The sequence below is a fragment of the Kitasatospora sp. NPDC023118 genome, from assembly GCF_055560875.1.
In genome coordinates, this window is the sequence record NZ_JBVHHW010000034.1 from 41,114 (window position 1) to 66,781 (window position 25,668).

A 25,668-nucleotide genomic window follows, 5' to 3' on the forward strand; every position below is an offset into this window, starting at 1 on the left:
GGCTCACTCGGCGCCGTCGTCCCCCTCGTCGAAGTCGGCGGCCTCGTCCAGGAGCTTCTCGTCGTCCTTGCGGTTGAACTCGACCTGGACCCGCGCCCGGGCCACCTCGCCGTAGTCGAGACGGCGCTCCTTCGGACGACCGCGCCCCTTCACCGGCTGCACCTCGACCAGCGCGCCGTCCTCGTCCGCCTCCAGCACCCGGGCGACGATCTCCCCGCCGTCGACCAGGTGGATCTTGGCCAGCCGGCCCTCGGCCCGCTGCCAGTGCCGGGGCAGGACCAGCGGACGCTCCGCACCCGGCGAGCCGACCTCCAGCAGGTAGGGCTCCTCGCCCATCAGGTCGGACCCGTCCAGAGCCTCGCCGACCACCCGGCTGAACTCGGCGATGGCGTCCATGTCGACGCCGCCGTCGGTGTCGACGTCGATCTGCACCTGTCGGCGGCTGCCCGCCTTGGTGACCTTGACGTCCTCCAGGTCCAGTCCGGCCTGCTCGGCCAGCGGCTCCAGCAACGCGCGCAGCCGGTCGGTGTGGGTGGTGCTCATCCGGGTGGACTCCTCGGCCGCGTCTGCTGTTGTCAGAAGGTCGCCCCGCACCCTCCGCGCCCCGTGGGCGCACGCCGGGTCACGGCAGCTCGGCCCAAAGCCTAGCCGGTGAAGCCGCCAACCACCGATTCCGGACCACCCCGGACCAGCCGGACGCCACCCACTGCGAGCAAGCTCACACCAGCCCACCCGCCACACCGCACCCCCGATCCCCACCCGCAATCGTGGGGGTTCTGCAAAGATTCAGGCCAACGAGGGCAGGCGGGGAGGCCGTCCTCCCGTACACGCCCCGGAGTGACCCCGATGCAGCCGCACAGCCGACGGACCTTCCTGGCCCTCGGGCTGATAACCCTCACCGCCGCCTGCACCAGCTCCAACGGGGCCGACCCCAACGGCGACGTGATGCCCGGCAACAAGGGCCCCGGCCCCGACCCCGACAACCCGGTCCGCCTGCGTGCCATCGCCGCCACCGACACCCTGCTGGCCGCGTACGACACCGCCCTCGGCACGCCCGGCGCCCAGACCGCGCTGCTCCAGCCCCTCCGCGCCGAAACCGCCCAGCACCGCGCCGCCCTCGCCTACGGCGTGCCCGCCGCCTCCGTCCCCCCGGCCCCCACCCCCAGCACGCCCACGGCGCCCCCCACCCACACCCCCGCCACCCTGGCCGCACTGGAACGCCAGACCGCCCAGGCCCACCTCGCCGACCTCGGAGTCGCCCGGTCACCCCTGGCCCGCCTGCTCGCCTCCGTCGCCGCCTCCAACGCCCTGCACGCCGCCACCCTCGGCGCCCCCCTCGACCAGACCCCCGACCAGCCCTCCCCCACCGCTCCCCCGACTCCCGCCCCCACCCCGGGCACCTCCCTCCCCGCCCTCCAGAACGCCCTCAGCGCCGAACACGCCGCCATCTACGGCTACGGCGTCGTCGGCGCCCACCTCCCCGAAGACCAACAACGCGCCGACGCCCGCACCGCCTACGCCGCCCACCAATCCCAACGCGACGCCTGGCAACGCCTCCTCACCACCCTCGGCGCCACCCCCACCCCCGCCGCCGGCGGCTACCAGCTCCCCTTTCCCGTCACCGACGCCCCCACCGCCACCAAACTCGCGGCCCACCTCGAAACCCGCCTCACCGCCGTCTACGCCGACCTGGTCGCCGCCGTCCCCGCCCCCCAACGCCCCACCGCCGCCACCGCCCTGCGCGACTGCGCCCTCCGCGCCCACCACTGGGGCGCCCCCGACACCCCCTTCCCCGGCATCCCCGAACCCGTCCCCACCCCGACGGCGACCCGCCAGAGCTGAGCACGGGCGGGCCAGACCGTTGCGGGCGCGCAGGCCAAACCCCGCGCGCCCGCGCCAAAAACAACCCCAGCACCCCCACCCCCAGCACGGAGACACCCCCACGCCACTGACCTGCGATTTCACCCCCATCCCCGACAATGGACAGGCCACCCCAGGCAGAGCACCAACCGGAAGGCCAGGCATGTCGGGAAACACACCGCACATCACCATCCCCACCTGGCTGACCAACAGCGTCACCGCAGCCCAAGGCGAGGAAGGCCGCCAATGGCTGGCCACCCTCCCCACGAGGACAGCCGCCCACCTGGCCCGCTGGAACCTCACCCCCGAACGCACCCTGGACCCCGGCGGCAGCCTCAGCCTGATCACCTACGTCCACCGCGACGACCTCTCCCCCGCCGTCCTCAAGACCGGCCTGGTCACCCCCGAGACCGCCCACGAGCACACCGCCCTCACCCACTGGGCCGGCCGGGGCGCCGTCCTCCTCCTCGACGCCGACCCCGCCGAGGGCGTCCTCCTCCTGGAGCGCCTCCACGGCGAGATCCCGCTGCGCTCGCTCGCCGAGCCCAAGGCCATGCTGGAGGCCACCAGCCTGCTCCACCGCCTCTGGGCTGAGCTCCCCGACGGGCCGTCCCCCTACCCCACCCTCACCGACCGGGTCGCCGACACCGCCGCCCGCCTCACCCGGCACCGCGACCACCCCGCGGCAACCGCGGCGCAGCCCCTGATCACCGAGGCCCTGGCGACGGCCGAGTCCCTGGCCGCCTCCGCCACCGAGACCTTCCTCCTCCACGGCGACTTCCACCACGGCAACGTGCTGGCCGCCGACCGCGCCCCCTGGCTGGCCATCGACCCCCGCCCGCTGGCCGGCGAGCGCGCCTACGACCTGGCCCGCCTCGTCCTGGACCGCGCCGACACCCTGCTCGGCTCCCCTGGCGCCCCCGCCGCCGTCCGCCGCCGGCTCCACCAACTCGCCGACGCCCTCGACGTCGATCAGGACCGCCTCCGCGGCTGGACCCTGTTCCGCTCCGTCGACCTGGCCCTGCGCGCGCTCACCGCAGGCCGCCACGAAGACGCCGAGCTCTACCTGGTGTTCGCCGGGCACCTCTCGTAAAAAGCCCCCGAGCAAAAAGCCCCCCGAGCTAACCCCGCCCGCCCCCGAGCCCCCGCAAGGGCAACCGCGCCCCCATCACCGCGTACAACCGGTCCGTCGCCGGAAACCGCACCGCCCGGGCCAAGTCCTGGTACCCCAACGCCCGGTACAGCCGCCGCGCCGGCGTCTCCGCGTCGATCGCCGACAGGATGCTCCGGTCCAGCGCCGACCCCTCGCACAGCATCCGGATCAGCCGGCTCCCGACCCCCTGCCCCTGGAACTCCGGCAGCACGTGCAGTTCGGTGACCGCGAACACCCCGTCCAGCCAGTCCCCGTAGCCGCGAGCGGTCAGGTACGGCTCGATGACCGTGCTCCACCAGTGCTCCCGCTGGTTCGGCATCCCGTACCCGAACCCGACCAGCCGCCCCCCGCTCATCGCCCCGAACGCGATCACCCCGGGCTGCTGGGCGTGCCGCCCCACGATGTGCAGCCGTACCGCGACCTCCTCGGGCGTGAGCCCGAACGCCACCGCCTGGACCTCCAGCGCCTGCGGCGCCCAGGCCGCAAGGTCGATGGCCTCGATCGTCACCCCGGTCAGCTGATCCATGCTCCGGACGTTACTACCAGCGGCCCCGTGGCGCGGCCGAAGATCAGAACCCAACATCCCGGGAACCGCACGACAACAAACGCCCGCCGAACCGCGACAACGGCACCCCCGGAACGGAGCGCTCAGAAGAGAACGCTCATGAACGCCCCGACCTCCCGGAACCCCACCCGCCGATACGCCGCCCGCGCCCGCAGGTTGTAGTCGTTGACGTACAGCGAGACCACCGGCGCCACCTCCCGCAGCGCGACGTCCAGCACCGCCGCCATCCCGGTCTCGGACAGCCCCTGCCCCCGGTGCTCCGGCGCCACCCAGACTCCCTGGATCTGGCAGGCCCCCTCCGTCACGGCCCCGACCTCCGCCTTGAACACCACCTGCCCGTCGTCCGCGAACCGCGCGAACGACCGCCCGGTGGAGACGAGTTCGGCCACCCTGGCCTGGTAGAGGAGCCCCCCGTCCCCCGCCAGCGGCGACACCCCCACCTCTTCGGTGAACATCGCCACGCAAGCGGGCATCAACGCCTCGACCTCGTTGCGCCGCACCCTCCGCACCAGTGGATCCGGCGCGATCTCCACCGACGGCGAGGAGGTCGCCAACAGCGGCTGGTGGCCCCGGACTTCACGGGCCGGCCCCCAACTGCGCTCCAGCAGCGCCCAGAAGGCGGCGGTCGACTCGGCCGGCCCCACGATCGAGGAGCAGCGCCGCCCCTGCCGCCTGGCCCGCTCGGCGAAGGCCGCGACGGCCACCGGTCCGGCGTTGACCAGGACGAGGTTCGCCCCCGCGTAGCAGAGGGCGTCCAGTACACCGTCCCCGTCGTACCACCCCCACAACTCCCCGCCAAGCCGCCACGGGTCCAGCCCGACGGCCTCGACCCGGGTGGCGACGAAGGCGTTGGCGACCGGGTCGCGGTGGAGGATCTCCAGGGCGTCCGCGAGATCCGGGGGTTCCAGCACGCGGGTGGTGGCCAGGGCCCGGGCGGCCTGGAAGGAGCTGGGGAGAATCACACCTCGATCGAGCATCGAGACAGCACCTCACTGAGACGACTCTGGCCGCACCCTACTCCGTGGCCCCACCCGGCTACGGCCGCGGGGCCGTCCGCGAACGGACGGCCCCGCTTCCGGAAAACTGCGCTGCGGTCGCGTTCGGACCGAAGGAATCCGATCCGGACGGTCACTCCGCGGCGACGACGGTCGGCGAACCGGCCTCGACGCCCTCCTCCTGCATCTGCTCGGCGAGCTTGAGCGCCTCCTCGATCAGGGTCTCGACGATCTTCGACTCGGGAACGGTCTTGATCACCTGCCCCTTGACGAAGATCTGCCCCTTGCCGTTGCCGGAGGCGACCCCGAGGTCGGCCTCGCGGGCCTCGCCCGGGCCGTTCACGACGCAGCCCATGACGGCGACGCGCAGCGGCACCTCCATGCCCTCCAGCCCGGCGGTGACCTCCTCGGCGAGCTTGTAGACGTCGACCTGGGCGCGGCCGCAGGAGGGGCAGGAGACGATCTCCAGCCCGCGCTGGCGCAGCCCGAGGGACTCCAGGATCTGGTTGCCGACCTTGATCTCCTCGGCCGGCGGGGCTGAGAGCGAGACCCGGATGGTGTCGCCGATGCCCTCGGCGAGCAGCGCGCCGAAGGCGACCGCGGACTTGACGGTGCCCTGGAAGGCCGGCCCGGCCTCGGTCACGCCGAGGTGCAGCGGGTAGTCGCAGGCGGCCGCGAGCTGCCGGTAGGCCTGGATCATCACGACCGGGTCGTTGTGCTTGACCGAGATCTTGATGTCGCGGAAGTCGTGCTCCTCGAACAGCGAGCACTCCCACAGCGCAGACTCGACCAGCGCCTCCGGGGTGGCCTTGCCGTACTTCTCCAGCAGCCGCTTGTCGAGCGAGCCGGCGTTGACGCCGATCCGGATCGGCACCCCGGCGTCCTTGGCGGCCTTGGCGATCTCGCCGACCTTGTCGTCGAAGGCCTTGATGTTGCCCGGGTTGACGCGCACGGCCGCACAGCCGGCGTCGATCGCCGCGAAGACGTACTTCGGCTGGAAGTGGATGTCGGCGATGACCGGGATCTGCGACTTCTTGGCGATGATCGGCAGCGCGTCGGCGTCGTCCTGCGAGGGGACGGCGACCCGGACGATCTGGCAGCCGGACGCGGTCAGCTCGGCGATCTGCTGCAGCGTGGCGTTGATGTCCGAGGTGACGGTGGTGGTCATCGACTGCACCGAGACGGGGGCGTCACCGCCGACCGGCACGTTGCCGACCATGATCTGCCGGGAGTAGCGGCGCTTGGCCAGCGGCTTGAGCGGCAGGGACGGAATACCGAGCGAGATCGCGGTCATGTGCGCAGGGTTCCCCGGGGTTGAGGTGTGGTCGATCGCCCGGCCGCTGGGACGGCCGAGTCCGGGCGCGCGGACGATCGCGCACCCGGCCTCCACGGTACGGCACGGTCCGGGCGCCCAGCACACCCGCCGTACCCGAACGCCCTAGCTGATCTTCACCGGGTTCACCAGGTCGGCGACCATCACCAGCAGGGTGAAACCGATGAAGACGCTGGCCACGACGTATGCCACCGGCATCAGCTTGGCGACGTCGAAGGGGCCCGGATCGGGCCGCCGGAACAGCTGTGCGATCCGGCGGCGGACGGCCTCCCAGGCCGCGCCGGCGATGTGGCCGCCGTCCAGCGGGAGCAGCGGCAGCATGTTGAACAGGAAGAGCGACAGGTTGATCCCGGCCAGCAGGTTCACGAAGAAGGCGACCCGCTGGGTGCCCGGGATGTCCAGCGAGAACACCTCGCCGCTGACCCGGGCGGCGCCGACCATGCCGATCGGCGAGTCCGGGTCGCGCGGGGCGTCGCCGACGACCGCGTTCCACAGCCCGGGGATCTTGCCGGGCAGGGCGATCAGCGACTTGACCCCGCTCTCGGCCATGGTGGACATCCGGTCGAGGGACTGACCGAAGCCCAGCTGGACCACACCACTCGCCGGGGTGAATCCGAGGAACCCGGCCTGGACGGTCCGGCCCTTGAGCGGGACGCCGTTGCCGTCGTACTTCTGGACGTCGTTGACCGCGATGGTCGGGTTCAGGGTCACCTGCGCGTCTCCGCGCTGGACCACGACCGGCACCGTCTTGCCGGCCGACCGGCGGATGTCCGCCTGGAGCTGGTCGTAGGTGCGGATCCGGTCCCCGTCGAAGGAGAGGATCCTGTCCCCGGCCTTCAGACCGGCCTGGGCGGCCGGGGTCGGCGGGGCGCCCGCCGGGCAGCTGTCGGTGGGCTGGCCCGCCTTGACCACGCACTGGGCGACGGTGCTGACCGTCGGCACGTTCATCGAGACGCCGAAGCCCATCATGACGGTCAGGAACAGCCCGAACGCCAGGATCAGGTTCATGAACGGCCCGGCGAACATGACGATGATCCGCTTCCAGGGCTTGCGGGTGTAGAAGAGCCGGTGCTCGTCGCCCTCCTGAAGTTCCTCGTAGGAGGCCTCACGGGCGTCCTCGATCATGGTCCGCCAGGGCGAGCTGCTGCGCTTGGTGATCCGGCCGTCCTCGCCCGGCGGGAACATCCCGATCATCCGGATGTACCCGCCGAACGGGATCGCCTTGATGCCGTACTCGGTCTCGCCCTTCCGGCGGGACCAGAGGGTCGGGCCGAAGCCGACCATGTACTGCGGCACCCGGATGCCGAACAGCTTGGCCGTGGAGAGGTGGCCGAGCTCGTGCCAGGCGATCGAGACGAGCAGCCCGATCACGAAGACCAGGATGCCGACCACCGTCAAAACCGTTGCCACCGCTGGCCCTCCGTCATGCCGCTCCGCTCATCGTCTCGTCGTACCGTGTTCCGCGACGCGACGGGGGTACCGCCGGCGCCGCGGGCCGGTCCGTCAGCCCGCCGCCAGCTCGCGGGCCCGGGCGCGCGCCCAGTCCTCCGCGTGCAGGACGTCCTCGACCGTCAGGGAAGTTCCCGCCGCCGGCCCGCCGTCGTGCTGTCCGTGCTCGGCCACGACCTTGGCAACAGTGTCCACGATTCCCGTGAAAGCGAGGCGGCCCTTCAGGAAAGCCTCCACGCACTCCTCGTTCGCCGCGTTGAACACCGCCGGCGCCGTACCGCCCAGCGTGCCCACCTCGCGCGCCAGCTCGACCGCCGGGAAGGCCTCGTTGTCCAACGGGAAGAACTCCCAGGTCGCGGCCTTGGTCCAGTCACAGGCCGGGGCGGCGTCCGGCACCCGGTCCGGCCAGCCGATCCCCAGCGCGATCGGCATCCGCATGTCCGGCGGGCTCGCCTGCGCCAGGGTCGAGCCGTCGGTGAACTCCACCATCGAGTGCACCACTGACTGCGGATGGACCACGACGTCGATCCGGTCGAACGGCACGTCGTACAGCAGATGCGCCTCGATCACCTCCAGGCCCTTGTTGACCAGGGTGGCCGAGTTGATCGTGACGACCGGGCCCATCGCCCAGGTCGGGTGCGCCAGCGCGTCCTGCGGGGTCACCCCGGCCAGCTGCTCCCGGGTCCGGGTCCGGAACGGGCCGCCGCTCGCCGTCACCACCAGCTTGCGGACCTCCGCCCGGGTGCCGCCGGCCAGCGCCTGGAACAGCGCCGCGTGCTCGGAGTCCACCGGCACGATCTGGCCCGGCTTCGCCACCGCCTTCACCAGCGGGCCGCCGACGATCAGCGACTCCTTGTTCGCCAGCACCAGCACCCGGCCGGCCTTCAGCGCGGCCAGCGTCGGCCGAAGACCGATCGAACCGGTGATGCCGTTGAGCACCGAGTGGCACTCCGTCCCGGCCAGCTCGGTCGCCGCGTCCGGGCCCGCCAGCACGGTCGGCAGCGGCCGACCCGCCGCCTTCGCGGCCAGCGCCTCGCGCAGCGCCGGCTCGGCCGCCGGATCCGCCACCGCCACCGTGTGCACGCCCAGCCGCAGCGCCTGCTCGGCGAGCAGCTCCACCCGGCCGCCGGCCGCCGACAGGGCGACCACCCGGAAGCGGTCCGGGTTGCGGAGCACCACGTCGATGGCCTGGGTGCCGATCGAACCGGTGGAACCGAGGATCACCAGCTCCCTGGGGCCGGAGGGGTCCGCCACGGTGGGCGTGAAACGCAGCTGCGGGTGGGCGAGCGAAGTCATGCGCCCATTGTGTCCTGTTCGCGTCCCTCCCGGACGACAGGACGACCGACGACCCTTCGGACTACCGTCGGAGCCATGCGTACCGTCATCGCCGGGGGCCACGGACAGATCGCGCTGAAGCTGGAACGGCTGCTCGCCGACCGCGGCGACCGCCCGGCCGGGATCATCCGCCGCCCCGAACAGGCCCAGGACCTCGTCGACGCCGGCGCCGAGCCGCTGCTGCTCGACCTGGAGTCCGCCACCGTCCCGCAGCTGGCCGCCCTGCTCGCCGACACCGACGCGGTGGTCTTCGCCGCCGGCGCCGGTCCGGGCAGCGGCGCCGCCCGCAAGAGCACCGTCGACCGCGACGCGGCCGTCCTGCTCGCCGACGCCGCCGAGCTCGCCGGCGTCCGGCGGTACCTGATGGTCTCCTCGATGGGCGCCGACGCGGCCGCCCACCACCCCGCCGACGCGGTCTTCGAGACGTACCTGCGGGCCAAGGGCGCCGCCGACGACGCCGTCCGCGCCCGCACCGCGCTCGACTGGACGGTACTGCGCCCCGGACGGCTCACCGACGGCCCCGGCACCGGCCTGGTCCGGCTCGCCCCCTCGGTCGGCCGCGGCGCGGTCGACCGGGCCGACGTGGCCGCCGTCCTGGCCGCGCTGCTGCGCGAGCCCGGCACCGCCGGGCAGACCCTGGAGCTGGTCGCCGGGAACGCCACCGTCGCCGAGGCCGTCGCCGCCGCGGCCGGACACGACGGCTGAACACGACGCGGGGCCCGGTCCGCACCCGGACCGGGCCCCGCGTCAGGCGGCCTCCGTCGGTCGGCCACCGTCCGTCGCTCTCAGAGGTCGAGGCCGGTCAGGACCATGACCTTCTCGACGGTGTAGTCGTCCATCGCGTACTTGACGCCCTCGCGGCCGACGCCGGAGTCCTTGACGCCGCCGTACGGCATCTGGTCGGCGCGGTAGGAGGGCGCGTCGCCGATGATCACGCCGCCGACCTCCAGCTCCCGGTGGGCGCGGAAGGCGGTCTGCAGGTCGTGCGTGAACACGCCCGCCTGCAGGCCGAACGGCGAGTCGTTGACGGCCGCGAAGGCCTCGGCCACGCCGTCCACCCTGTGCAGCGACAGCACCGGGCCGAACACCTCGGCCTTGGCCAGGATCGCGTCGGCGGGCAGCTCGGCCAGCACGGTCGGGGCGTACGTCGCGCCCTCCCGGGTGCCGCCGGTGAGCACCTTGGCGCCCTTGGCGACCGCGTCGTCCACCCAGGACTCCACCCGCTTGGCGGCGTTCTCGTCGACCAGCGGGCCGACGTCCGTCGCGTCCTCGTTCGGGTCACCGGTGACCTGGGCCTTGACCTTGGCCACGACCTTCTCCAGCAGCGCGTCGTACACCGACGCGTCGGCGATCACCCGCTGCACCGAGATGCAGGACTGGCCGCCCTGGTAGTTGGCGAACATCGCGATCCGGGTGGCAGCCCAGTCCAGGTCGGCCTCCGAGGACCAGTCGGCGAGCACCACCGCTGCGGCGTTGCCGCCCAGCTCCAGGGTGGTGTGCTTGCGCGGCACCGAGTCCATGATCTGGTAGCCGACCTTGTCCGAACCGGTGAAGGAGATCACCGGCAGGCGACGGTCCTGCACCAGGGCCGGCATCCGGTCGTTCGGCACGGTCAGGATCGACCAGGAGCCGGCCGGCAGGTCGGTCTCGGCCAGGATCTCGCCCAGCACCATCGCCGACAGCGGGGTCGCCGGGGCAGGCTTGAGGATGATTGGGGCGCCGACCGCGATCGCCGGAGCGACCTTGTGGGCGACCAGGTTCAGCGGGAAGTTGAACGGGGCGATCCCGAGCACCACGCCGCGCGGGAAACGGCGCACCACCGCGAAGCGGCCCACGCCGCCCGGGTCGGTGTCCAGCCGCATCGTCTCGCCGTTGGTGCGGCGCGCCTCCTCGGCGGCCCAGCGGAAGACCGACACCGCGCGACCGACCTCGCCGCGGGCCCACTTGATCGGCTTGCCGTTCTCGGCGGTGATCAGCTGGGCGAGCTCCTCGGTGCGCTCGGTCAGCCGCTTGGCCACGTGGTCCAGGGCGGCGGCCCGCTGGTGCGCCGGGGTGGCGGCGAACACCGGCAGCGCGGCGACGGCGGCGTCCAGCGCCTCCTCGACCTGCGCCTCGGTCGGGATGCTGACCTTGCCGACCAGACGGCCGTCCCAGCTGTTGTGCACCTCGAAGTCGGCGTCACCGCTCGCCCGGCGGCCGGCGAGCCAGAAATCGTACGTGGTGGTCACCGTGGTACCGGCCCTCTCCTCGTCGTCGTACGGCCCACGGGCGTGGGACCCGAACCCGAGGGTAGGTGCGAGGGCAGGCCGATCGGATTGGCCGACTAGGAGCGTTCGACTCCGGGGCCACTCCACCACGTCCAGGCGTGTGTTCTCTTCCGGTCTATTCCTCGCCGGAGCGCAACGCCAGCCACAGCTCCATCCGCACGTCGGTGTCGTCCAGCGAGCGGCCCAACAACTCCTCGACCCGGCGCATCCGGTAGCGCAGCGTGTGCCGGTGCACCCCGAGGTCGGCCGCCGCCGCGTCCCACTGGCCGTGCCGCGACAGCCACGCCCGCAGCGAGGCCACCAGGTCACCGCGGGCCGTCCGGTCGTGCTCGCGCAGTGGCCGCAGCAGCCCCTCCGCGAACGCCGTCACCGCGTCCTCCCCGAGCAGTGGCAGCAGCGAACCCGCGCCGACCTCCTCGTGGTCCACCGACCGGCGCCCACCGCGCAACGCCACCGCCAGCGCCCGCTCCGCCTGCGCGTGCGCCGTACCGGCCTCCTCCAGCGCGGCCGGCGCCGAGACGCCCAGCGACAGGCCCTCGTGCTCCTCCACCACGCCCAGGCAGGCCCGGTGCACCGCGCCGTTGTCCAGCGCCAGCACCATCAGCCGCGGCCCGTGCGCACCGTCCTCCCGCGCCACCAGCAGCTTCTCGCCCACCCGGGAACCGGCCTGCTCGGCCCGGTCGCCCAGCTCCGCGAGCGCCTCCGAGGCGTCCGCGTTCGGCCCCGACCCGGCCACCAGGACCCGTATCGTCCCCTCCGGCATGCCGCCGAACAGCCCCATCGCTACCTGACGGGCCGTCGCCACCTCACCCGCCAGCACCATCCGCAGCAGCGCCGCGCCCATCCGCTCCTCGGCCTGCCGCAGCTCGCGCGAACGCTCCAGGGTGAGGGTCAGCAGCGCCACCGCCGCGTTCAGCACGTACCGCTCGGTCGGCGTGATCCGGTCCTCGGTCCCGACCGCCAGGAAGCCCCGGGCCCGCCGGTCCGCCCCCAGCGACTGGACCACCACGTAGTCCTCGTCCGCCGTGTCTATCCCCGGCGAACGCCCCTGCAGCGCCGCACTCGACGGCGCCGGCCGCCGGCGCAGCCGGTCCACCTCCGCCGCCAAGCGCCCCGCCCGGCGCGCCGCCCAGTCCGGCGCCACCACCGACAGCGCGCCCGACCCGTCGTAGAGTGCCGCCCAGCCCCCCAGCCGCGCCGCCAGCCGGCGCACCACGGCCGTCGTCCCGTCCTTGCCCAGCGCCGCCCGGGTCAGCTCCTCCTGCGCCTCGAAGCTGGTCGTCACCGCCTCGTACTGCTCCGCGGCCAGCGCCGCCGACACCACCTTGCTGATCGCGATGAACGGCGTCGGCTCCGGCACCCGCAGCAGCGGCAGCCCCCGCTGCGCCGCCGCGTCCACCAGCGGCTGGGGCACCTCGGTGTGCGACAGCCCCACCCCCAGACCCAGCCCGACCACCCCGGCATCGGCCAGCCGGTGCACGTACGCCTGCAGCTGCGCCGCCGTACGGCCCAGCTTGATACCGGTGGTGAGCAGCAGCTCGCCACCCTCCAGGAACGGGGTCGGGTCGTCCAGCTCGCTGGTGTGCACCCAGCGGACCGGCCGCTCCAGGTGGTCCGCGCCGGCGAGCACCGTCAGATGGAGCGAACTGTTGCGGACGACGGAGGCGAGTGTGGGGGGCATGGCACCTTCGGGGGATCGACCTGACCGCGCCATTGCGGCCGGGCGAGGAGAGGGACGTGGGACTGGTGAGGGTCTCTCCCCTTCATTATGGACGCCCCGGACAACCGGCACTGCCGAATCCACCTCGAAGGCGACTTCCGCCTGGCCTCTCCACAACCCCCGTCCCACCGCCGTCCCGCCTAAGCCTCGCCTCACCCCCGCCTCAGCCCCGCAGATCCACCAGCAGCGGCGGCACCTGCTCCCCCGACACCGCCGTCAACGACACCACCGCGTGCCCCGCCGGCAACGCGTGCGCCAGATCCGACGGCGACCACCGCAACCGCTCCACATCCCGGGTCGTCACCGACTCGGTCTGCGCCGTCGTACCCGACAACGCCTTCCGCCCGAGCCTGCCGGCCCGCCTTATCACCCCGCCGGAGGTGTCGGGGGTGTGGGTCACCGCGGTCTCCTGCACCAGGTGCGTCCCCCAGGCCTCAGAGAACAGCCGCCCGTCCCAGGGCGCGATCCCCGGGAAGGCCATCCGGCAGCCGACCGCGCCGAACAGCGGCGCCCGCAGCGCCTCCGGCAGGTCCACCAGCGACCGCAGCAGCAGCACCGCGCCCGCGTTCGCGCCGCGCATCCGCTGCAGGCCGCGGACGGAACCGGCGTCCAGGGCAGCGGAGGCGTCGTCCACCACCAGCCCGGCGAACAGCGAGCGGTCCTCCCGGGCGCCCGCCGCCTGCACGAACTGACCCACCACCAGCCGGGACAGCATCCGGGCGGCCTCCGGGTGACTGCGCTCGGGCAGCTTCACCCGCACCCGCAGAGGGTGGTCCAGCACCCGCATCGCGAACGGGGGGCGGCCGGTGCCGTCGGTCGCGAAGGCGCCCTCGAAGGCGGGCCGGTCCAGCAGCGCCAGCCGGTCCGCCAGCAGGGCCCCGGGATCGTCCGCCCGGCCGCGCTGGCGCTCCCGGTGCTCCAGGTCCCGCTCGTACGCGGCCAGTCTGCCCGCCGCGCCGAGCGCCTTCACCAGCGCCGCCAGCGCGTCCGGTTCACCGCCCAGCAGCGCCCGCAGCTCGCGCACCCCCGGGTAGCGGCCGTACGCGGCGTGGAAAGGGCCGACCACCTGCTGCAGCGCCGTCCGGGCGTTCTCGGCGCGGGCGATCAGCTCGTCCGGCAGCAGCGCCTCGGCCAGCCGGGCGGCGGTCTCATCCGGGTCCTGCGCCGCGCCGTACAGGTCCAGCCCGTACACCGAGGCCGGGTCGCCGGGAGCGATCACCACGTCGTACCAGGCGTCCGGGCCGAGGTCGACGTCCGCCGCCCCCACCACCACCGCGCACGCGGTGCCGGCCAGCGCCTGCAGGCACAGCGCCTCGGCCACCGGCCGGGCCAGCCGCGCGGTCTTCCCCGTCCCGGCCGGGCCGACCGCCAGCAGCGAGGTGCCCAGGACCGCCGGGTCCAGCGCGAAGTCGGCCGCCCGGTGGCTCAGCGGATTCTTCGGCACGTCCTGCGCGACACCGAGGCAGACCTGGCCGAGCAGCAGATCGTGCCGCCGGACCCGGCCGGGCAGCTCGCGCGCCTCGGACGGATGAGCGAACGCCGCCGCGCCGCGGGTGGCCACCTGCTCGGTGAAGGCGGGCACGAACACCGGGTCCGCCTGGGCAGACTCCCAGGCGCGCTGGATCCGCACGTAGTCGACGTCGCCGACCGCCTCCGAGTCCAGCCGCACCGCCGCCTCAACCGCCCCGCCCCGGCGCAGCCCGTCCCACGGGTCCTGCCCACGGACGGACTCCGCCGCCGACCCCGCCTCCTCGGCGGGCTCCTCCCGGGTCACCGTCCGGGACAGCAGCGGGGCGGCGTAGCGACGCCACACCTCGGGCCAGCGGCCCATGCGGCCGAAGACCTTGATAACCACGCCCAGCACGAGGGCGTTCAGGGTCAGCACCACGGAGGTGGCGACGAAGGCCGATTGGGACGGAAGGACGCCGATGAACGTGGTCCCGTCCGTGGCGAACTCGACCCCGTAGACGAAGGCCAGCCACCCCACCACCACGTTGAGCGCCGCCCGCAGCAGCAGCGGCCAGGTCGGGACCTTGGCGGCCTCGGCGCGCTCCGGGTCGATGCGGCGGTAGCCGAGCCGGTAGACGCCGGGTTCGGCTTCGGGGCGCGGGGCGGTGGCCCAGTCGGCGAGGTTGAAGGCGGGCCCGCCGGGTCGTTGGTGGGGCAGAGGGGTCGGGGGTCTGGTGGTGGTGCGTTCGCCGTGGTGGTGTGACCCGTGCTGTGCCATGTACGGCCCCGCTCCCTCGCCCGCCCGGCCCGACCGCCGTCGGTGCCGCCATACCCATGCCGCCGTACCGGCGACACGCCCGCGCTCAGGGTAGTGGAGCGGGACCTGCCGGTAGTCGCACCACCCGCGCTGGCCGTGCCGGACAAGTCGGATGGCGCAGTGCTACCGAGTGGCGCATGCCCGGTCGGGGAGGGCGGCCGTAGCCTGCGAAACACCGAGCCGAGAAGTCTGGAGATACCCCATGAGCGCCGTAACGCCGCTCCCGCAGGAGCGCCGCCTGGTCACCGCGATCCCGGGCCCGAAGTCGCAGGAGCTGCAGGCCCGCAAGCTGGGTGCGGTGGCGGCCGGCGTCGGCACCACCCTGCCGGTGTACGTCACCCGTGCCAACGGCGGCGTGCTGGAGGACGTGGACGGCAACTCGCTGATCGACTTCGGCTCCGGCATCGCCGTGACCAACGTCGGCAACAGCGCCGAGGCCGTGGTGGCCAAGGCGAGCGAGCAGCTGGCCGCCTTCACCCACACGTGCTTCATGGTGACCCCGTACGAGGGTTACGTGGCCGTCGCCGAGCAGCTGAACGAGCTGACCCCGGGTGACCACGAGAAGCGCACGGCGCTGTTCAACTCGGGCGCCGAGGCGGTCGAGAACGCGGTGAAGATCGCCCGCGCCTACACCAAGCGCACCGCCGTCGTGGTGTTCGACCACGGCTACCACGGCCGCACCAACCTGACCATGGGCCTGACGGCGAAGAACATGCCGTACAAGCAGGGCTTCGGTCCGTTCGCCCCGGAGATCTACCGGGTGCCGGTGGCCTACCCGTACCGCTGGCTGACCGGCGCGGAGAACTGCGCCGCCGAGGCCGCCGCGCAGGCGATCGACATCATCAACAAGCAGATCGGCGCCGACAACGTCGCGGCGATCATCATCGAGCCCATCCAGGGTGAGGGCGGCTTCATCGAGCCGGCCAAGGGCTTCCTGCCGGCCATCGTGGAGTACGCGAAGGCGAACGGCATCGTGTTCGTCGCCGACGAGATCCAGACCGGCTTCTGCCGCACCGGCCAGTGGTTCGCCTGCGAGGACGAGGGCATCGTCCCGGACCTGATCACCACCGCCAAGGGCATCGCCGGCGGTCTGCCGCTGGCCGCGGTGACCGGCCGCGCCGAGATCATGGACGCCGCGCACGCCGGCGGCCTGGGCGGCACCTACGGCGGCAACCCGGTGGCCTGCGCCGCCGCGCTGGGCTCCATCGAGACCATGAAGGAGCAGGACCTCGTCGGCAAGGCGCAGCGGATCGGTGAGGCCATGCTGGGCCGCCTGCGCTCGATGCAGGAGAAGTTCGACATCATCGGGGACGTCCGCGGCCGCGGCGCGATGATCGCCGTCGAGCTGGTGAAGCCGGGCGGCAAGGAGCCGAACGCGGAGGCCACCGCGGCCATCGCCAAGGCCTGCCACGCTGAGGGCCTGGTCGTGCTGACCGCCGGCACCTACGGCAACGTGCTGCGTTTCCTTCCGCCGCTGGTCATGCCGGAGCACCTGCTGAACGAGGGTCTGGACATCATCGAGGGCGCGTTCGCGCTCCAGGGTGTCACCGCCGCCTGATCCAGGCGCCACCTGCCCGCCGGAGGGATGTCCGGACAGCGCTGAACGGCCCGTGGGGACCTCTGGTCCGCACGGGCCGTTCGGTTCGTACGGGCTCGGTGCGGCGGTCGGGCATGATCGACGGGACGGTCCGGAGGTTGCCCGGGGCGGGGTGAAGATGATGTGCGGAATCGCTGAAGGCGCTCGGCGTGGAAGGGCGGTTGACGTAGTGTCATCGCAGATGGACAGCGAGCCTCAGCCATTGGCGGAGCCGCCCGCGGAGCCACCCCAAGGGGCGGGTCCGCGTGGGCGCCGCGAGGACGACCAGGCCGCCCCGCGAGGGTCGGCGCATACCGAAGGCCGATCGACCGACCGTCCGACCCACACCCCCCGGGACGCACGGAACGGCGATCATCAGAGCCGCCCCGGAGCTCTCCCCCCTGCTCCGGGGCGGCTGTCCGCTGCCCTGGGCCGGGCCGCCCGTTCGATGGCGGTGCCGGTGGTGGCGGCGGTCGTGCTGCTGGTGGTGTCCTGGCAGGTGGCGGCGGACGGGCCGCTGCTCGGGTTGGACCGCTCGGTCCGCCGGGCGGTGCGGGCGGCCCACCCGAACTCCCTGCTCGACCCCCTCGGCCATCTGCTGTCGGACCTGGGCAGCGCCGTGCCCGCCGTCCCGGTACTGCTGGCGGCCGGGGCACTGGCCGCCTGGTGGTGGCGCCGGGCGGGGGCGGTGCGCTGGTGGCTGCCGCTGTCGGTGGCGGTGCTGACCTCGGGGCTGATCCCGCTGCTGGTGGTCCCGGCGAAGGCGGCCTTCGCTCGGCCGGGCCCGCTCGGGGATGCGCTGACGCCGGGGCAGTGGGGCTGGTACCCGTCCGGGCACACCGCGACCGCGACGTTCTCGTACGGGGTGGCGGCGCTGCTGCTGGCCCGGACGGCGGGGCCGCGGACGGCCCGGGGGCTGACGGCGGGTGCGGTGCTGCTGGCGCTCGGGGTGGGCGCGGGGCTGGTGTGGAGCGACTTCCACTGGACGCTGGACGTGGTGGCCAGCTGGTGCCTGGCGGCCCTGGTGCTGTGGGCGCTCGACCGGTGGCTGCCCCGGCCGGGCGCCCGAAGGCCTCAGGCCTCGGACTCCTCGTTGCGGTGAACGAGGCCGGCCTCGCCGTTGTCGCGGTACCACTCGACGACCAGTTCGTCGCGGGCGCCGAAGCGGACGAGGTGACGGCCGACCACGTCCTCCAGGCCGGGCAGGTTCTCGCGCTCGCCCTCGACGGTCAGCAGCAGGGCGTCCGGTTGGGCCTCCAGGGTGGCGGTTCCGGCGGCGAAGACCAGGGTGCCGCGGCCGGTCTCCGGGGAGAAGGACGCCTCGATCCTGCGGCTCATGTGGGCGGCGAGCTGCTTGGCGTAGCGGGCGGGGCGGTCGGTGGCGACGCGCGCGGTGGAAACGGGCATGGGCCCTCCAGGGTCGGGGAGGGAACTTAGGATCCCCTCACTGGGAACTACGCTAGCCTAGATACTGAGCTAAGCTCAACATATTTCCCCGATCGCCCTCCGCCGCCCGCCGCGGGCCCCCGACCGGCCGATACGCTTGGCCGGACGCCAGCCGAGGAGACCGCCGATGACCACCACGCCGACCGACGACCCGGCGGACCCCTCCCCCGCCCCCCGGCCCGGCTCCCCGGCCAGCGCGGCCGAACTGGCGGACGCGATGACCAGGGCGATCAAGCGGATCCGCCGCCAGACCGGCTGGCGGCTGGAGCCCTACGGCATCACCCCCGGCCAGGCCCGGGCACTGCGCACCCTCGCCCACGCGCCCGGCTGCGAGACGCCGGACCACGCGATGCGGCTGAGCGACCTCGCCGACAAGCTCCACATCGCCCCGCGCTCGGCCACCACCGTGGTCGACGCCCTGGAGGAGGCCGGACTGGTCGAGCGCAGCCCCGACCCGGCCGACCGGCGGGCCGTGCGGTTGCTGCTGACCGAGGCCGGCCAGGCGGCGGTGGAGCGGATCGGGCAGGTCCGGGACGAGGTGGCGCAGGAGTACTTCGGCGAGGTCAGCCCCGAGGACGAGGAGGTGCTGCTGCGAGTGCTGCGCTCCGCCGAGGCCCGTTTCCTCGCAGCCGGGCCGTCACGGCGCTCGGCAGCCCCGGGCGCAGCGCGGTGATCCCGATCCCGGCGATCACCAGCAGCGCGGCCGCACCGGCCAGCGGGCTGACCCGTTCGCCGAGCAGCAGCCAGGCCGAGGACATCCCGAACACCGGCACCAGCAGCGAGTAGGGCGCGACGGCGGTCGCGTCGTAGCAGCGCAGCAGGTAGCTCCAGGCGACGAAGCCAAACAGGGTGGAGACCAGCCCGACGTAGCCGATCGCGCCGAGCCCGCCGAGGGTGATCCCGCGCAGCGCGCGCAGGTCCGCGTCCGGCCCCTCGACCAGCAGGGACAGGCCCAGCAGCGGCAGCGGCGGGACGGCGCTGACCCAGACCATCCAGCGCAGCGCGTCCGGCGGCGCGGCCTTGCGGGTCAGCACGTTGGACAGGCCCCAGGCGACGGCGGCCAGCACCACCAGGGCGAAGGCGCCGAGCGGACCGCCGAGGCCCTGGTCGAACGCGCTCAGGGCGATGCCCGCGAAGGCGATTCCCAGGCCGAGCAACCGCTGCCCGCCCGGGCGCTCGCCCAGCAGGGCAGCGGCGAACAGGGCCGTGAAGCCTGCCTGGCCCTGGAGCACCAGGGAGGAGAGGCCGGCCGGCATCCCGGCGTGCATGCCGAGGAAGAGCAGCCCGAACTTGGCCACCCCGAGGACCAGGCCGACCGCCAGCACCCGGCGCCAGGCCACCTTGGGCGGGCCGATGAAGAAGACCGCGGGCACGGCGACCACGGCGAACCGCAGGGCACAGAAGAGCAGCGGCGGGAAGCTGTCCAGGCCGACGTGGATGAGGACGAAGTTGAGGCCCCACACGGCGGCCACCAGGACGGCCAGGGCGATGTGACGAGGACTCATGTTGCTCTTGCCACCCGGGGCGGCAGGTGTTGCGGTCATGGGTCGAGCATGGCGGCGAAGGACCGTGTAGCACCAGCAATGAATACTGAAGAAGACACTTTAGGATTGCTGCATGATGGATCTGGGGCGCCTGCGGGCGCTGCACGCGGTGGCGGTGCACGGTTCGGTCGGCGGGGCGGCGGCCGCGCTCGGGTTCACGCCCTCGGCGGTCTCGCAGCAGATCGCCAAGCTGGAGCGGGAGACCCGGACGGTGCTGTTGGAGAAGCAGGGCCGGGGCGTGGTGCTGACCGACGCGGCGCGTGAGCTGGCGACCACCGCGCAGGCCGTGCTGGGGCTGGTGGAGCAGGCCGAGGTGCGGTTGGAGGAGCAGCGCGGCCAGGCGGTCGGTCGGCTGCTGGTCGCCGCGTTCCCGTCCGGCGCGCGCGGACTGATGCCCGGGGCGTTGGCCGAACTGCGGCGGCGCTGCCCGGAGCTGGACGTACGGCTGCTGGAGAGCGACCCGTACCCGGCGGCGGAGCTGGTGGCCCGGGGCGAGGTGGACCTGGCGCTGGTGCAGGACTGGCCGACCGTGCCGCTGCCGGTGCAGGAGGGCCTGGCCCGGCTGGACCTCGGGACGGACCCGGTGGACCTGCTGCTGCCGGACGGGGACGAGCTGGCGGCGCTGGACGCGGTGCCGGTGGAGCGGCTGTGCGGACAGCGCTGGATCAGCGTGCCGCCGGGCAACATCTGCCACGACTGGCTGGTCCGCACCTTGCGTGAGGCCGGTGAGGAGCCGGACGTGCGCTACCAGGTCGGCGAGTTCGAGACCCAGATCGCGCTGGTCGCGGCCGGTCTGGGAATGGGCCTGGTGCCCCGGCTCGGCCGGGGCCCGCTGCCGGCCGGGGTGGTGGCCCGCCCGGTGGCCTCGCAGCCGAGCCGGCGGGTGTTCGCGCTCTGGCGGGCCCAGGCCTCCCGGCGGCCGGCGATCACCGAGGCGCTGGCGGCGATGCGGGAGTGCTGGAGCCGCCTTCCGGGTTAGCCGGCGAAGCCGGGGGTCGGTCGGCGAAGCCGGGGGTCGGTCGGCGAAGCCGGGGGTCGGTCGGCGAAGCCGGGGGTCGGTCGGCGAAGCCGGGGGTCGGTCGGCGAAGCCGGGGTCAGCTGGCGAAGCCGGGGGTCGGTCGGCGAAGCCGGGGTCAGCTGGCGAAGCCGATGACCAGCCACATGAAGCCGACCCCGGCGACGGTGCACAGCAGGGTGCTGCGCGAGGGGTGCGGGCTGTGCGCCTCCGGGAGGATGTCCGAGGTCGCCAGGTAGAGCAGGAAGCCGGAGAAGAAGCCCAGGTAGAGGCCGAGCAGGTGCTCCGGGATGGTGAAGGCCAGCGTGATCGCCGCGCCGGAGACCGGGGCCAGCGCGTCGGCCGCGAGCAGGGTCAGCGCCCGGCGCCGGTTGGCCCCGTACAGCCGGGTGATCGTGTAGGTGTTGAAGCCGTCGGCGAAGTCGTGCGCGACCACCGCGATGGCCACCACCGTGCCGACCGTGGTGCCGGCCTGGAAGGCGGCGCCGATCGCGAAGCCGTCCATCACGCTGTGCCCGACCAGGGCCAGCGCGGCGGTCAGCCCGATGCCCTGGGCCCCGGCGTGGTGGGCGTGGCCGTGGTGGTGGCCGTGGGTGTGCTCGGCGTACTCGCCCTCGTGACCGCGGTGGATGGCGACCGCGCGCTCGACCACGTGGATGGTGAGGAAGCCCGCCGCGAACATCAGCAGCGCCTGCGGCACGCCGTGCAGTTCTCCGGGCGCCTGGTGGATGGCCTCGGGCAGCAGGTCGAAGGCGACCACACCGAGCATCAGGCCGGCCGCGAAGCCGAGCACCAGGTGGCGGCGGTCGCCGGTGCGCTGGGCGACGAAGCCGCCGACCAGCGTCATCAGGAACGCCCCGGCGGCGACCAGGACGGCGGTCATCGGGTCGCCTCCCGCGCCGGGCCCGCCGGATGGCCGGTTCCGCCGTGTGCTCTGCCGAGCGCTGTGCCCATTCCTCTCCCCCTGGGGTCCGCCCGTGGCCGGGCCGACCGCCGACCGTACCGGACGACCGTTCGACGGTGATCGCCCGGGGGGGTGCCGGGGCCGGTGGGATCCGGTCCTCAGCCTCGGTCCGGGCCCGGCGGGGCGCCCGCCGGGTGGCCCGTCGGGGTGAACTCCGAGGCCGGGCACGGCCGGTCTTGCGGGCCGGGGCGTCCTTCGGGACCATCTGGTCCGTCGGGCCGTCAGCCCTTCAGAGGCTGGCGGCCGTCAGAGGCCGGCGGCGAGCGGCAGGCCGAGGTGGGTGCGGGCGAGTTCGCGCACGCCGTCGCCGTCGATCAGGTGGATGTGCCGGTGGCTCTCCTCGGCGGTGAGGTCCAGGGCGTCGTCGGCGAAGCGGCCGGTGGTCAGGCGCAGGCCGCGTTCGGCGGACTCCTCGGTGACGGCCTCGGCCAGGGTCGCGATCTGCTCGGCGGTGACCGGTGCGGCGCCCCGCGAGGCCCAGACCACCCAGCGCCCGGGCAGCGCGCTGCCGGGGGCACCCTCGCCGGTGGCGACCAGCCCGGCCGGGCCGCGCAGCCGGACGCTCCACTCGGCGAGCCCGCCCCGGGTGAGCAGGTCGCGCACCAGCTGGGCGAACTCGTTGGCGGACAGGTCGGGCGCGGCCGGGACGGCGGCCCCGGCCCGGGCGGCCGGCTCGACGACGGCGCGGGCGTACGGGTCCGGGGTGACTGCGGCGTCCAGCTGGCGCAGCCGGACCAGGGCCTCGTCCTGCTCGGCGTCGGCGTAGACGCCCTCGTCGTCGCGCTCCTCGTACGGCGTCTCCGGCGGCAGCAGCCGGGTGCGGGCCAGCGCGTCGCGGTCGGCGTCCACGCTGAGCAGGCAGAGCGGCTCGGCCGCACCGGGCTCGCGCAGCCAGCCGTTGAGGACGACGCCGGCGAGTATCTCGTCGGTGTCGACGGCGTCGGCGGCCTGCAGGGCGCGCAGCGCGAGCCGGGCGACCAGCCGCAGGTAGTCGGTGGCCCGGTCCGCGGGCGGACGCGGCACCGGGACGATGTCGCCGTCGGGGGCCAGCCGGTAGCCGGTGAGCGAGGGCACCAGGTCGAGCGGGGGCAGGTCGAGGTCCAGCACGGCGGTGCGGGTGAGCGGACGGAACACCGCCCGGCAGGGGGCGGGGAGATCCTGGGTGGCGGTCTCGGCGGCGGCCAGGGCCCGCTCCAGCAGCGACTCCACGGCGGCCGGCTCGGCCAGCCGGTAGGCGCGCCGGCACTCCTCCAGGCTCTCGTTGTACTCGCGCACCGCGCGGGCGCGGGCCTCCTCGGCCGCCTCGTGGGCGCGCCGGGACTCGTCGGCGGCCGGGCTGCCGGCCTCGGCCCGGCGGGTGCGCCACTCGCGCAGGGCGCGCTGGTGGGTCAGCCGGGCCTGGGCCAGTTCGCGTTGGTAGCCGGAGTCGAGCAGGCGACGGGACGGGCCGCTCTCCGGGTCGGCCGCGGCCGGTTCGGCGGGGGCGAAGTCCTCCCAGCGGGGCTCGGACTGGTCGGCGGCGGCCGGGCCGTCGGCCGGGTAGGGGCGGGGTTCGTAGTGACGCAGCTGGCTCTCGAAGTCCATGGCCGAGACGGGCAGCGCGGCCCGCCGCAGCAGGTCGGTCAGCCGGTCGTGCTCGGCCTGGACGGTGAGCGTGCGGTGGTGGGTCAGGGCGGCGGCCCGGGCATACGCGGCGACGCCGTCCCCGGGGTCGGCGGAGCCGGGGGCGGCGGAGCCCGAGGTGGGGTCGTCACCTGGATCGCCGACCGGACCGCCAGGTGTCGGGCCGGGGACGGACGGGCCGTCACCCACCGTCGCCCCGCCGGGGCGGCCGGGTGCGGCCCGGCCGCCGGCGGGGTCATCCGGTTCCGGGCCCTGGTCGACGCCGAGGTCGCGGAAGACCGAGGCGAGGAAGCCCGGTTGGGGGAACTGGACGGTGGCGGCGCCGTCCGACTGGCCGTCTGCTGAGTACTGCATCGGTCGTCGTTCCCCCATGCTCGTCCGGCGCCTGCCCGGGGCGGCCGGCCGGCCCGCGGCCCCGCCCCTGCCGGACATTGTCCACCGAACGGGCGCAGCGGTCAGCCAAGCCGGTCAGTTGGTCCGGGTGTTGGTCAGGTGCAGGCCGATGTAACCGACGTAGATCCGGCCACTGCCGGAACAGTCGTCCAGGTAGTGCAGCCGGGGCGCGGTGCGGCCGCCGCCGATCCGCAGGTGCGCGCCCATGAACGCGCGCCGGGAGGCGTCCACGCATTCCGGGACCGGCAGCATCCGTTCGCGTTTCCACTTGGTGTGGCTGAACACCGTCCGGGACTCGCCGCGGACCGCCTTTCGGGGCGGGAAGCGGTGGCAGCCATCCGGGGTGTGCTCGCACCACTGCTTGAAGTCCCCGCCGGCCGCGCCGCGCACGGCCGCCTCGGCATACTCCTGGAGGGCCGTCAGACCGTCCCAGGCGAGCCGGGCCCAACCGGCGCCGGCGCACTGGAGTCCGTCCAGGGCGAGCGCGGCCTTCTGGTCGCCGGTGAAGGTGAGCAGCGGGAACTCGCCGAGCCGGGCCATGAGATCGGTGAAGGTCTCGGGCTTGCCGACCCGCCCGAAGGGCTGGGCGGCGGAGCGCTGGCCGACGGCCGGGCCGGAGCCCGGGGTGGTGCAGTGGCGGCCGGCCAGACCGCGCGCGCCGGTGCGCAGGCGGCCCTCGTGGCCGTCCCGGGTCTGGCCGCGGTCGCGGTGTTCCAGGTGCAGGGTGCGCCGGACCCGCTCCAGTTCGTCGGCCCTGGCCTGCTGCTCGGCGCGGTCCTGCTGCTCCTCGCGGGCGAACTCGGCCAGTTCGGCGGCCGCGTCGGCAGCCGTGTCGACGGTCGCGTCGGCGCTCGTGACCACGGGATGGTCGGCGGCCGGGCGAAGTTGCGGCGGCGGGACGCGCAGCACCGGGACGGCCGCGAGCGGCGGCGGCAACGGCTGGTCGGCGGCGAGGCGGCGAGGCTCGCGGGCGAGCAGGCCGGCGGCACGGCGGAGGTCCTGTTCTATTCGGCCCCGGGCGAGCACCGGATGTCGGGCGCCGTCCTGCCGGGAGGCCGGGTCGACCTCGGGCAGGTAGGTGCGCACCGCCCCGCCGTACACGGTGTGGTACTCGAGCGCGACGTTGAAGCCGGTGCGGGCGCCCGGGTCCAGCACGTAGGCGGTGGCGAGGCCGGGCAGCTGCCGGCAGAGCGGGCGGACCACGTCCTCGACCCAGCGGTCGAGCGGGACGTTCACCGGGACGCTGGCCACCACGGTGGGCAGTCGGCGCTCCGGGTCGCACAGCTCGTCGATCAGGGCGTCGACCTCGTCGGCCGTGATCACCCGGGGTACGGGGTGGACGGCGGCCGGGCCGTCGCCGGCATCGAGCAGCGGGAGCAGGGTGCGGGCGAGCTCGGGCACCGGCACCCGGCAGGGGGTGCGCACACCGCTGCCGGTGCTGTGGGTCTCGGCCTCCAGCCGGAACCAGGTGCGGCCCTCGGCGCCGGTGGCCACGGTGAGGGTGAGCTGCCGGGTGCCGTGCGGGGCCGGGGTGCGCAGGCGGCGGCGGTCGTAGCGGCCGGCGCCCGACGGGCCGCGCAGCGGGCCTTGGTCCCGGTCCAGCAGGACACGGTCGCCCAGACGGAGGCGTTCGGCGGCGGGGGGTGTTCCGGCGGAGGCCGGCCCGGCGGGGGCGCGGTGGGCCGGTGGGGGCTCCTCGCAGCCCTCCTGCTTCAGCCAGGAGGCGAGCTGCTCGTCGGCCAGGGCGACGGCCTCGGCGTGCGGGAGGGTGGTGGTGACGGTCATCCGGTAGGGCGTCGCGGGGCCGCGGGGGCCGGGTAGGTCGGCACCGGCGAGCGACGGCGAGCGGTCTGAGGCCATGCGCATACCTCCGTGGTGCGGGGTGGGGTCTGGTGTCCTCCATCGATGGTTTTCGTCCGGTTCGGCCGGATCCTTGCCCAGGAAACGCCACGGCCCGGAGCGGAAGTTCCAACTCCGGGCCACCACACTACGTTCGGGTGAATCTACTCAAGCGGTCTTCCGCGCGGCGCGGCCGCTCGGCTACGGAAAGCGACCCGGTGGAGGGCGCTCGGGCCTCAGCGGCTCCGGCGCCGCCACGGCTCCGGACGGGCTCCGCGACCGGTGGGGACGGCCGACGGCCCACCGGGGCGGCGCGGCTCGCGAT

Annotated in this window: 21 protein-coding genes; 7 read left to right on the plus strand and 14 right to left on the minus strand. The window is 74.1% G+C overall.

The annotated features are described in order from the left end of the window. Positions 1-3: 3 nt before the first annotated feature. The gene (gene rimP, locus ACZ3UD_RS31855; protein ID WP_465595516.1) at positions 4-543 is read right to left on the minus strand and encodes a ribosome maturation factor RimP; all 540 of its coding nucleotides are present in this window, start codon (positions 541-543) and stop codon (positions 4-6) included. A gap of 303 nt (positions 544-846) precedes the next feature. On the opposite strand from rimP, the gene ACZ3UD_RS31860 reads away from it, so the two are divergent. After that, positions 847-1,842, plus strand: coding sequence for a ferritin-like domain-containing protein (locus tag ACZ3UD_RS31860; RefSeq protein ID WP_465595584.1), 996 nt, complete (start codon positions 847-849; stop codon positions 1,840-1,842). Positions 1,843-2,023: 181 nt separating this feature from the next. Further along, on the plus strand, positions 2,024-2,953 hold the full coding sequence (locus ACZ3UD_RS31865) for an aminoglycoside phosphotransferase family protein (RefSeq protein WP_465595519.1): 930 nt from the start codon (positions 2,024-2,026) through the stop codon (positions 2,951-2,953). 28 nt (positions 2,954-2,981) lie between these two features. Here ACZ3UD_RS31865 and ACZ3UD_RS31870 read toward each other — a convergent pair whose 3' ends face one another. The 5 genes from ACZ3UD_RS31870 to dxr form a co-directional block, all read right to left on the minus strand. After that, positions 2,982-3,539 carry a GNAT family N-acetyltransferase gene (locus tag ACZ3UD_RS31870; protein ID WP_465595522.1) on the minus strand — a complete coding sequence of 186 codons (558 nt, stop codon included), beginning with the start codon at positions 3,537-3,539 and terminating at the stop codon, positions 2,982-2,984. Positions 3,540-3,661: 122 nt separating this feature from the next. Continuing rightward, positions 3,662-4,537: a GNAT family N-acetyltransferase gene (locus ACZ3UD_RS31875; protein WP_465595587.1), complete on the minus strand. Its 876-nt coding sequence runs from the start codon at positions 4,535-4,537 to the stop codon at positions 3,662-3,664. A 169-nt stretch (positions 4,538-4,706) separates the two neighbouring features. Next, positions 4,707-5,867, minus strand: a complete 1,161-nt coding sequence (gene ispG / locus ACZ3UD_RS31880) for a flavodoxin-dependent (E)-4-hydroxy-3-methylbut-2-enyl-diphosphate synthase (protein ID WP_465595525.1) — start codon at positions 5,865-5,867, stop codon at positions 4,707-4,709. Positions 5,868-6,011: 144 nt separating this feature from the next. Continuing rightward, positions 6,012-7,316, minus strand: a complete 1,305-nt coding sequence (locus ACZ3UD_RS31885) for a M50 family metallopeptidase (RefSeq protein ID WP_465595528.1) — start codon at positions 7,314-7,316, stop codon at positions 6,012-6,014. A gap of 93 nt (positions 7,317-7,409) precedes the next feature. Next, entirely contained in the window at positions 7,410-8,651 is a 1,242-nt protein-coding gene (gene dxr, locus ACZ3UD_RS31890; RefSeq protein ID WP_465595531.1) for a 1-deoxy-D-xylulose-5-phosphate reductoisomerase, read from the minus strand. Between the two features lie 75 nt (positions 8,652-8,726). Between dxr and ACZ3UD_RS31895 the strand changes: the two genes are divergently transcribed. Then, positions 8,727-9,395 carry an NAD(P)-binding oxidoreductase gene (locus ACZ3UD_RS31895; RefSeq protein ID WP_465595534.1) on the plus strand — a complete coding sequence of 223 codons (669 nt, stop codon included), beginning with the start codon at positions 8,727-8,729 and terminating at the stop codon, positions 9,393-9,395. Positions 9,396-9,475: 80 nt separating this feature from the next. Here ACZ3UD_RS31895 and ACZ3UD_RS31900 read toward each other — a convergent pair whose 3' ends face one another. From ACZ3UD_RS31900 to ACZ3UD_RS31910, 3 genes are all read right to left on the minus strand, one after another. After that, positions 9,476-10,918 (minus strand): aldehyde dehydrogenase family protein, encoded by a 1,443-nt coding sequence (locus ACZ3UD_RS31900; RefSeq protein WP_465595537.1) that lies wholly within the window; start codon positions 10,916-10,918, stop codon positions 9,476-9,478. Between the two features lie 154 nt (positions 10,919-11,072). Beyond that, entirely contained in the window at positions 11,073-12,638 is a 1,566-nt protein-coding gene (locus tag ACZ3UD_RS31905; protein ID WP_465595540.1) for a PucR family transcriptional regulator, read from the minus strand. 202 nt (positions 12,639-12,840) lie between these two features. Beyond that, a complete protein-coding gene (locus ACZ3UD_RS31910; protein ID WP_465595543.1) occupies positions 12,841-14,904 on the minus strand; it encodes a type IV secretory system conjugative DNA transfer family protein in 2,064 nt (687 codons plus the stop codon). A 241-nt stretch (positions 14,905-15,145) separates the two neighbouring features. Between ACZ3UD_RS31910 and gabT the strand changes: the two genes are divergently transcribed. After that, positions 15,146-16,501, plus strand: a complete 1,356-nt coding sequence (gene gabT, locus ACZ3UD_RS31915; RefSeq protein WP_465595546.1) for a 4-aminobutyrate--2-oxoglutarate transaminase — start codon at positions 15,146-15,148, stop codon at positions 16,499-16,501. Positions 16,502-16,967: 466 nt separating this feature from the next. Then, positions 16,968-17,621: a phosphatase PAP2 family protein gene (locus ACZ3UD_RS31920; RefSeq protein ID WP_465595549.1), complete on the plus strand. Its 654-nt coding sequence runs from the start codon at positions 16,968-16,970 to the stop codon at positions 17,619-17,621. Here ACZ3UD_RS31920 and ACZ3UD_RS31925 read toward each other — a convergent pair. Then, complete coding sequence (locus ACZ3UD_RS31925) at positions 17,594-17,926, minus strand: DUF2218 domain-containing protein (protein ID WP_465595552.1); 333 nt, start codon at positions 17,924-17,926, stop codon at positions 17,594-17,596. The two genes, ACZ3UD_RS31920 and ACZ3UD_RS31925, sit on opposite strands and share 28 nt — an antisense overlap. 166 nt (positions 17,927-18,092) lie before the next feature. Here ACZ3UD_RS31925 and ACZ3UD_RS31930 point away from each other — a divergent pair, with 166 nt between their 5' ends. Then, positions 18,093-18,638 carry a MarR family winged helix-turn-helix transcriptional regulator gene (locus tag ACZ3UD_RS31930; protein WP_465595555.1) on the plus strand — a complete coding sequence of 182 codons (546 nt, stop codon included), beginning with the start codon at positions 18,093-18,095 and terminating at the stop codon, positions 18,636-18,638. Here ACZ3UD_RS31930 and ACZ3UD_RS31935 read toward each other — a convergent pair. Further along, positions 18,529-19,470: an EamA family transporter gene (locus ACZ3UD_RS31935; RefSeq protein WP_465595590.1), complete on the minus strand. Its 942-nt coding sequence runs from the start codon at positions 19,468-19,470 to the stop codon at positions 18,529-18,531. The two genes, ACZ3UD_RS31930 and ACZ3UD_RS31935, sit on opposite strands and share 110 nt — an antisense overlap. A 112-nt stretch (positions 19,471-19,582) precedes the next feature. On the opposite strand from ACZ3UD_RS31935, the gene ACZ3UD_RS31940 reads away from it, so the two are divergent. Then, entirely contained in the window at positions 19,583-20,488 is a 906-nt protein-coding gene (locus tag ACZ3UD_RS31940) for a LysR family transcriptional regulator (protein ID WP_465595558.1), read from the plus strand. A gap of 154 nt (positions 20,489-20,642) precedes the next feature. Here ACZ3UD_RS31940 and ACZ3UD_RS31945 read toward each other — a convergent pair whose 3' ends face one another. The 3 genes from ACZ3UD_RS31945 to ACZ3UD_RS31955 all read right to left on the minus strand — a co-directional run bounded on the left by ACZ3UD_RS31945 (position 20,643) and on the right by ACZ3UD_RS31955 (position 25,364). Continuing rightward, on the minus strand, positions 20,643-21,407 hold the full coding sequence (locus tag ACZ3UD_RS31945) for a ZIP family metal transporter (protein ID WP_465595561.1): 765 nt from the start codon (positions 21,405-21,407) through the stop codon (positions 20,643-20,645). A gap of 327 nt (positions 21,408-21,734) precedes the next feature. After that, positions 21,735-23,465, minus strand: coding sequence for a restriction endonuclease (locus ACZ3UD_RS31950; protein ID WP_465595564.1), 1,731 nt, complete (start codon positions 23,463-23,465; stop codon positions 21,735-21,737). A 114-nt stretch (positions 23,466-23,579) separates the two neighbouring features. Beyond that, the gene (locus ACZ3UD_RS31955; RefSeq protein ID WP_465595567.1) at positions 23,580-25,364 is read right to left on the minus strand and encodes a hypothetical protein; all 1,785 of its coding nucleotides are present in this window, start codon (positions 25,362-25,364) and stop codon (positions 23,580-23,582) included. Between the last annotated feature and the right edge of the window lie 304 nt (positions 25,365-25,668).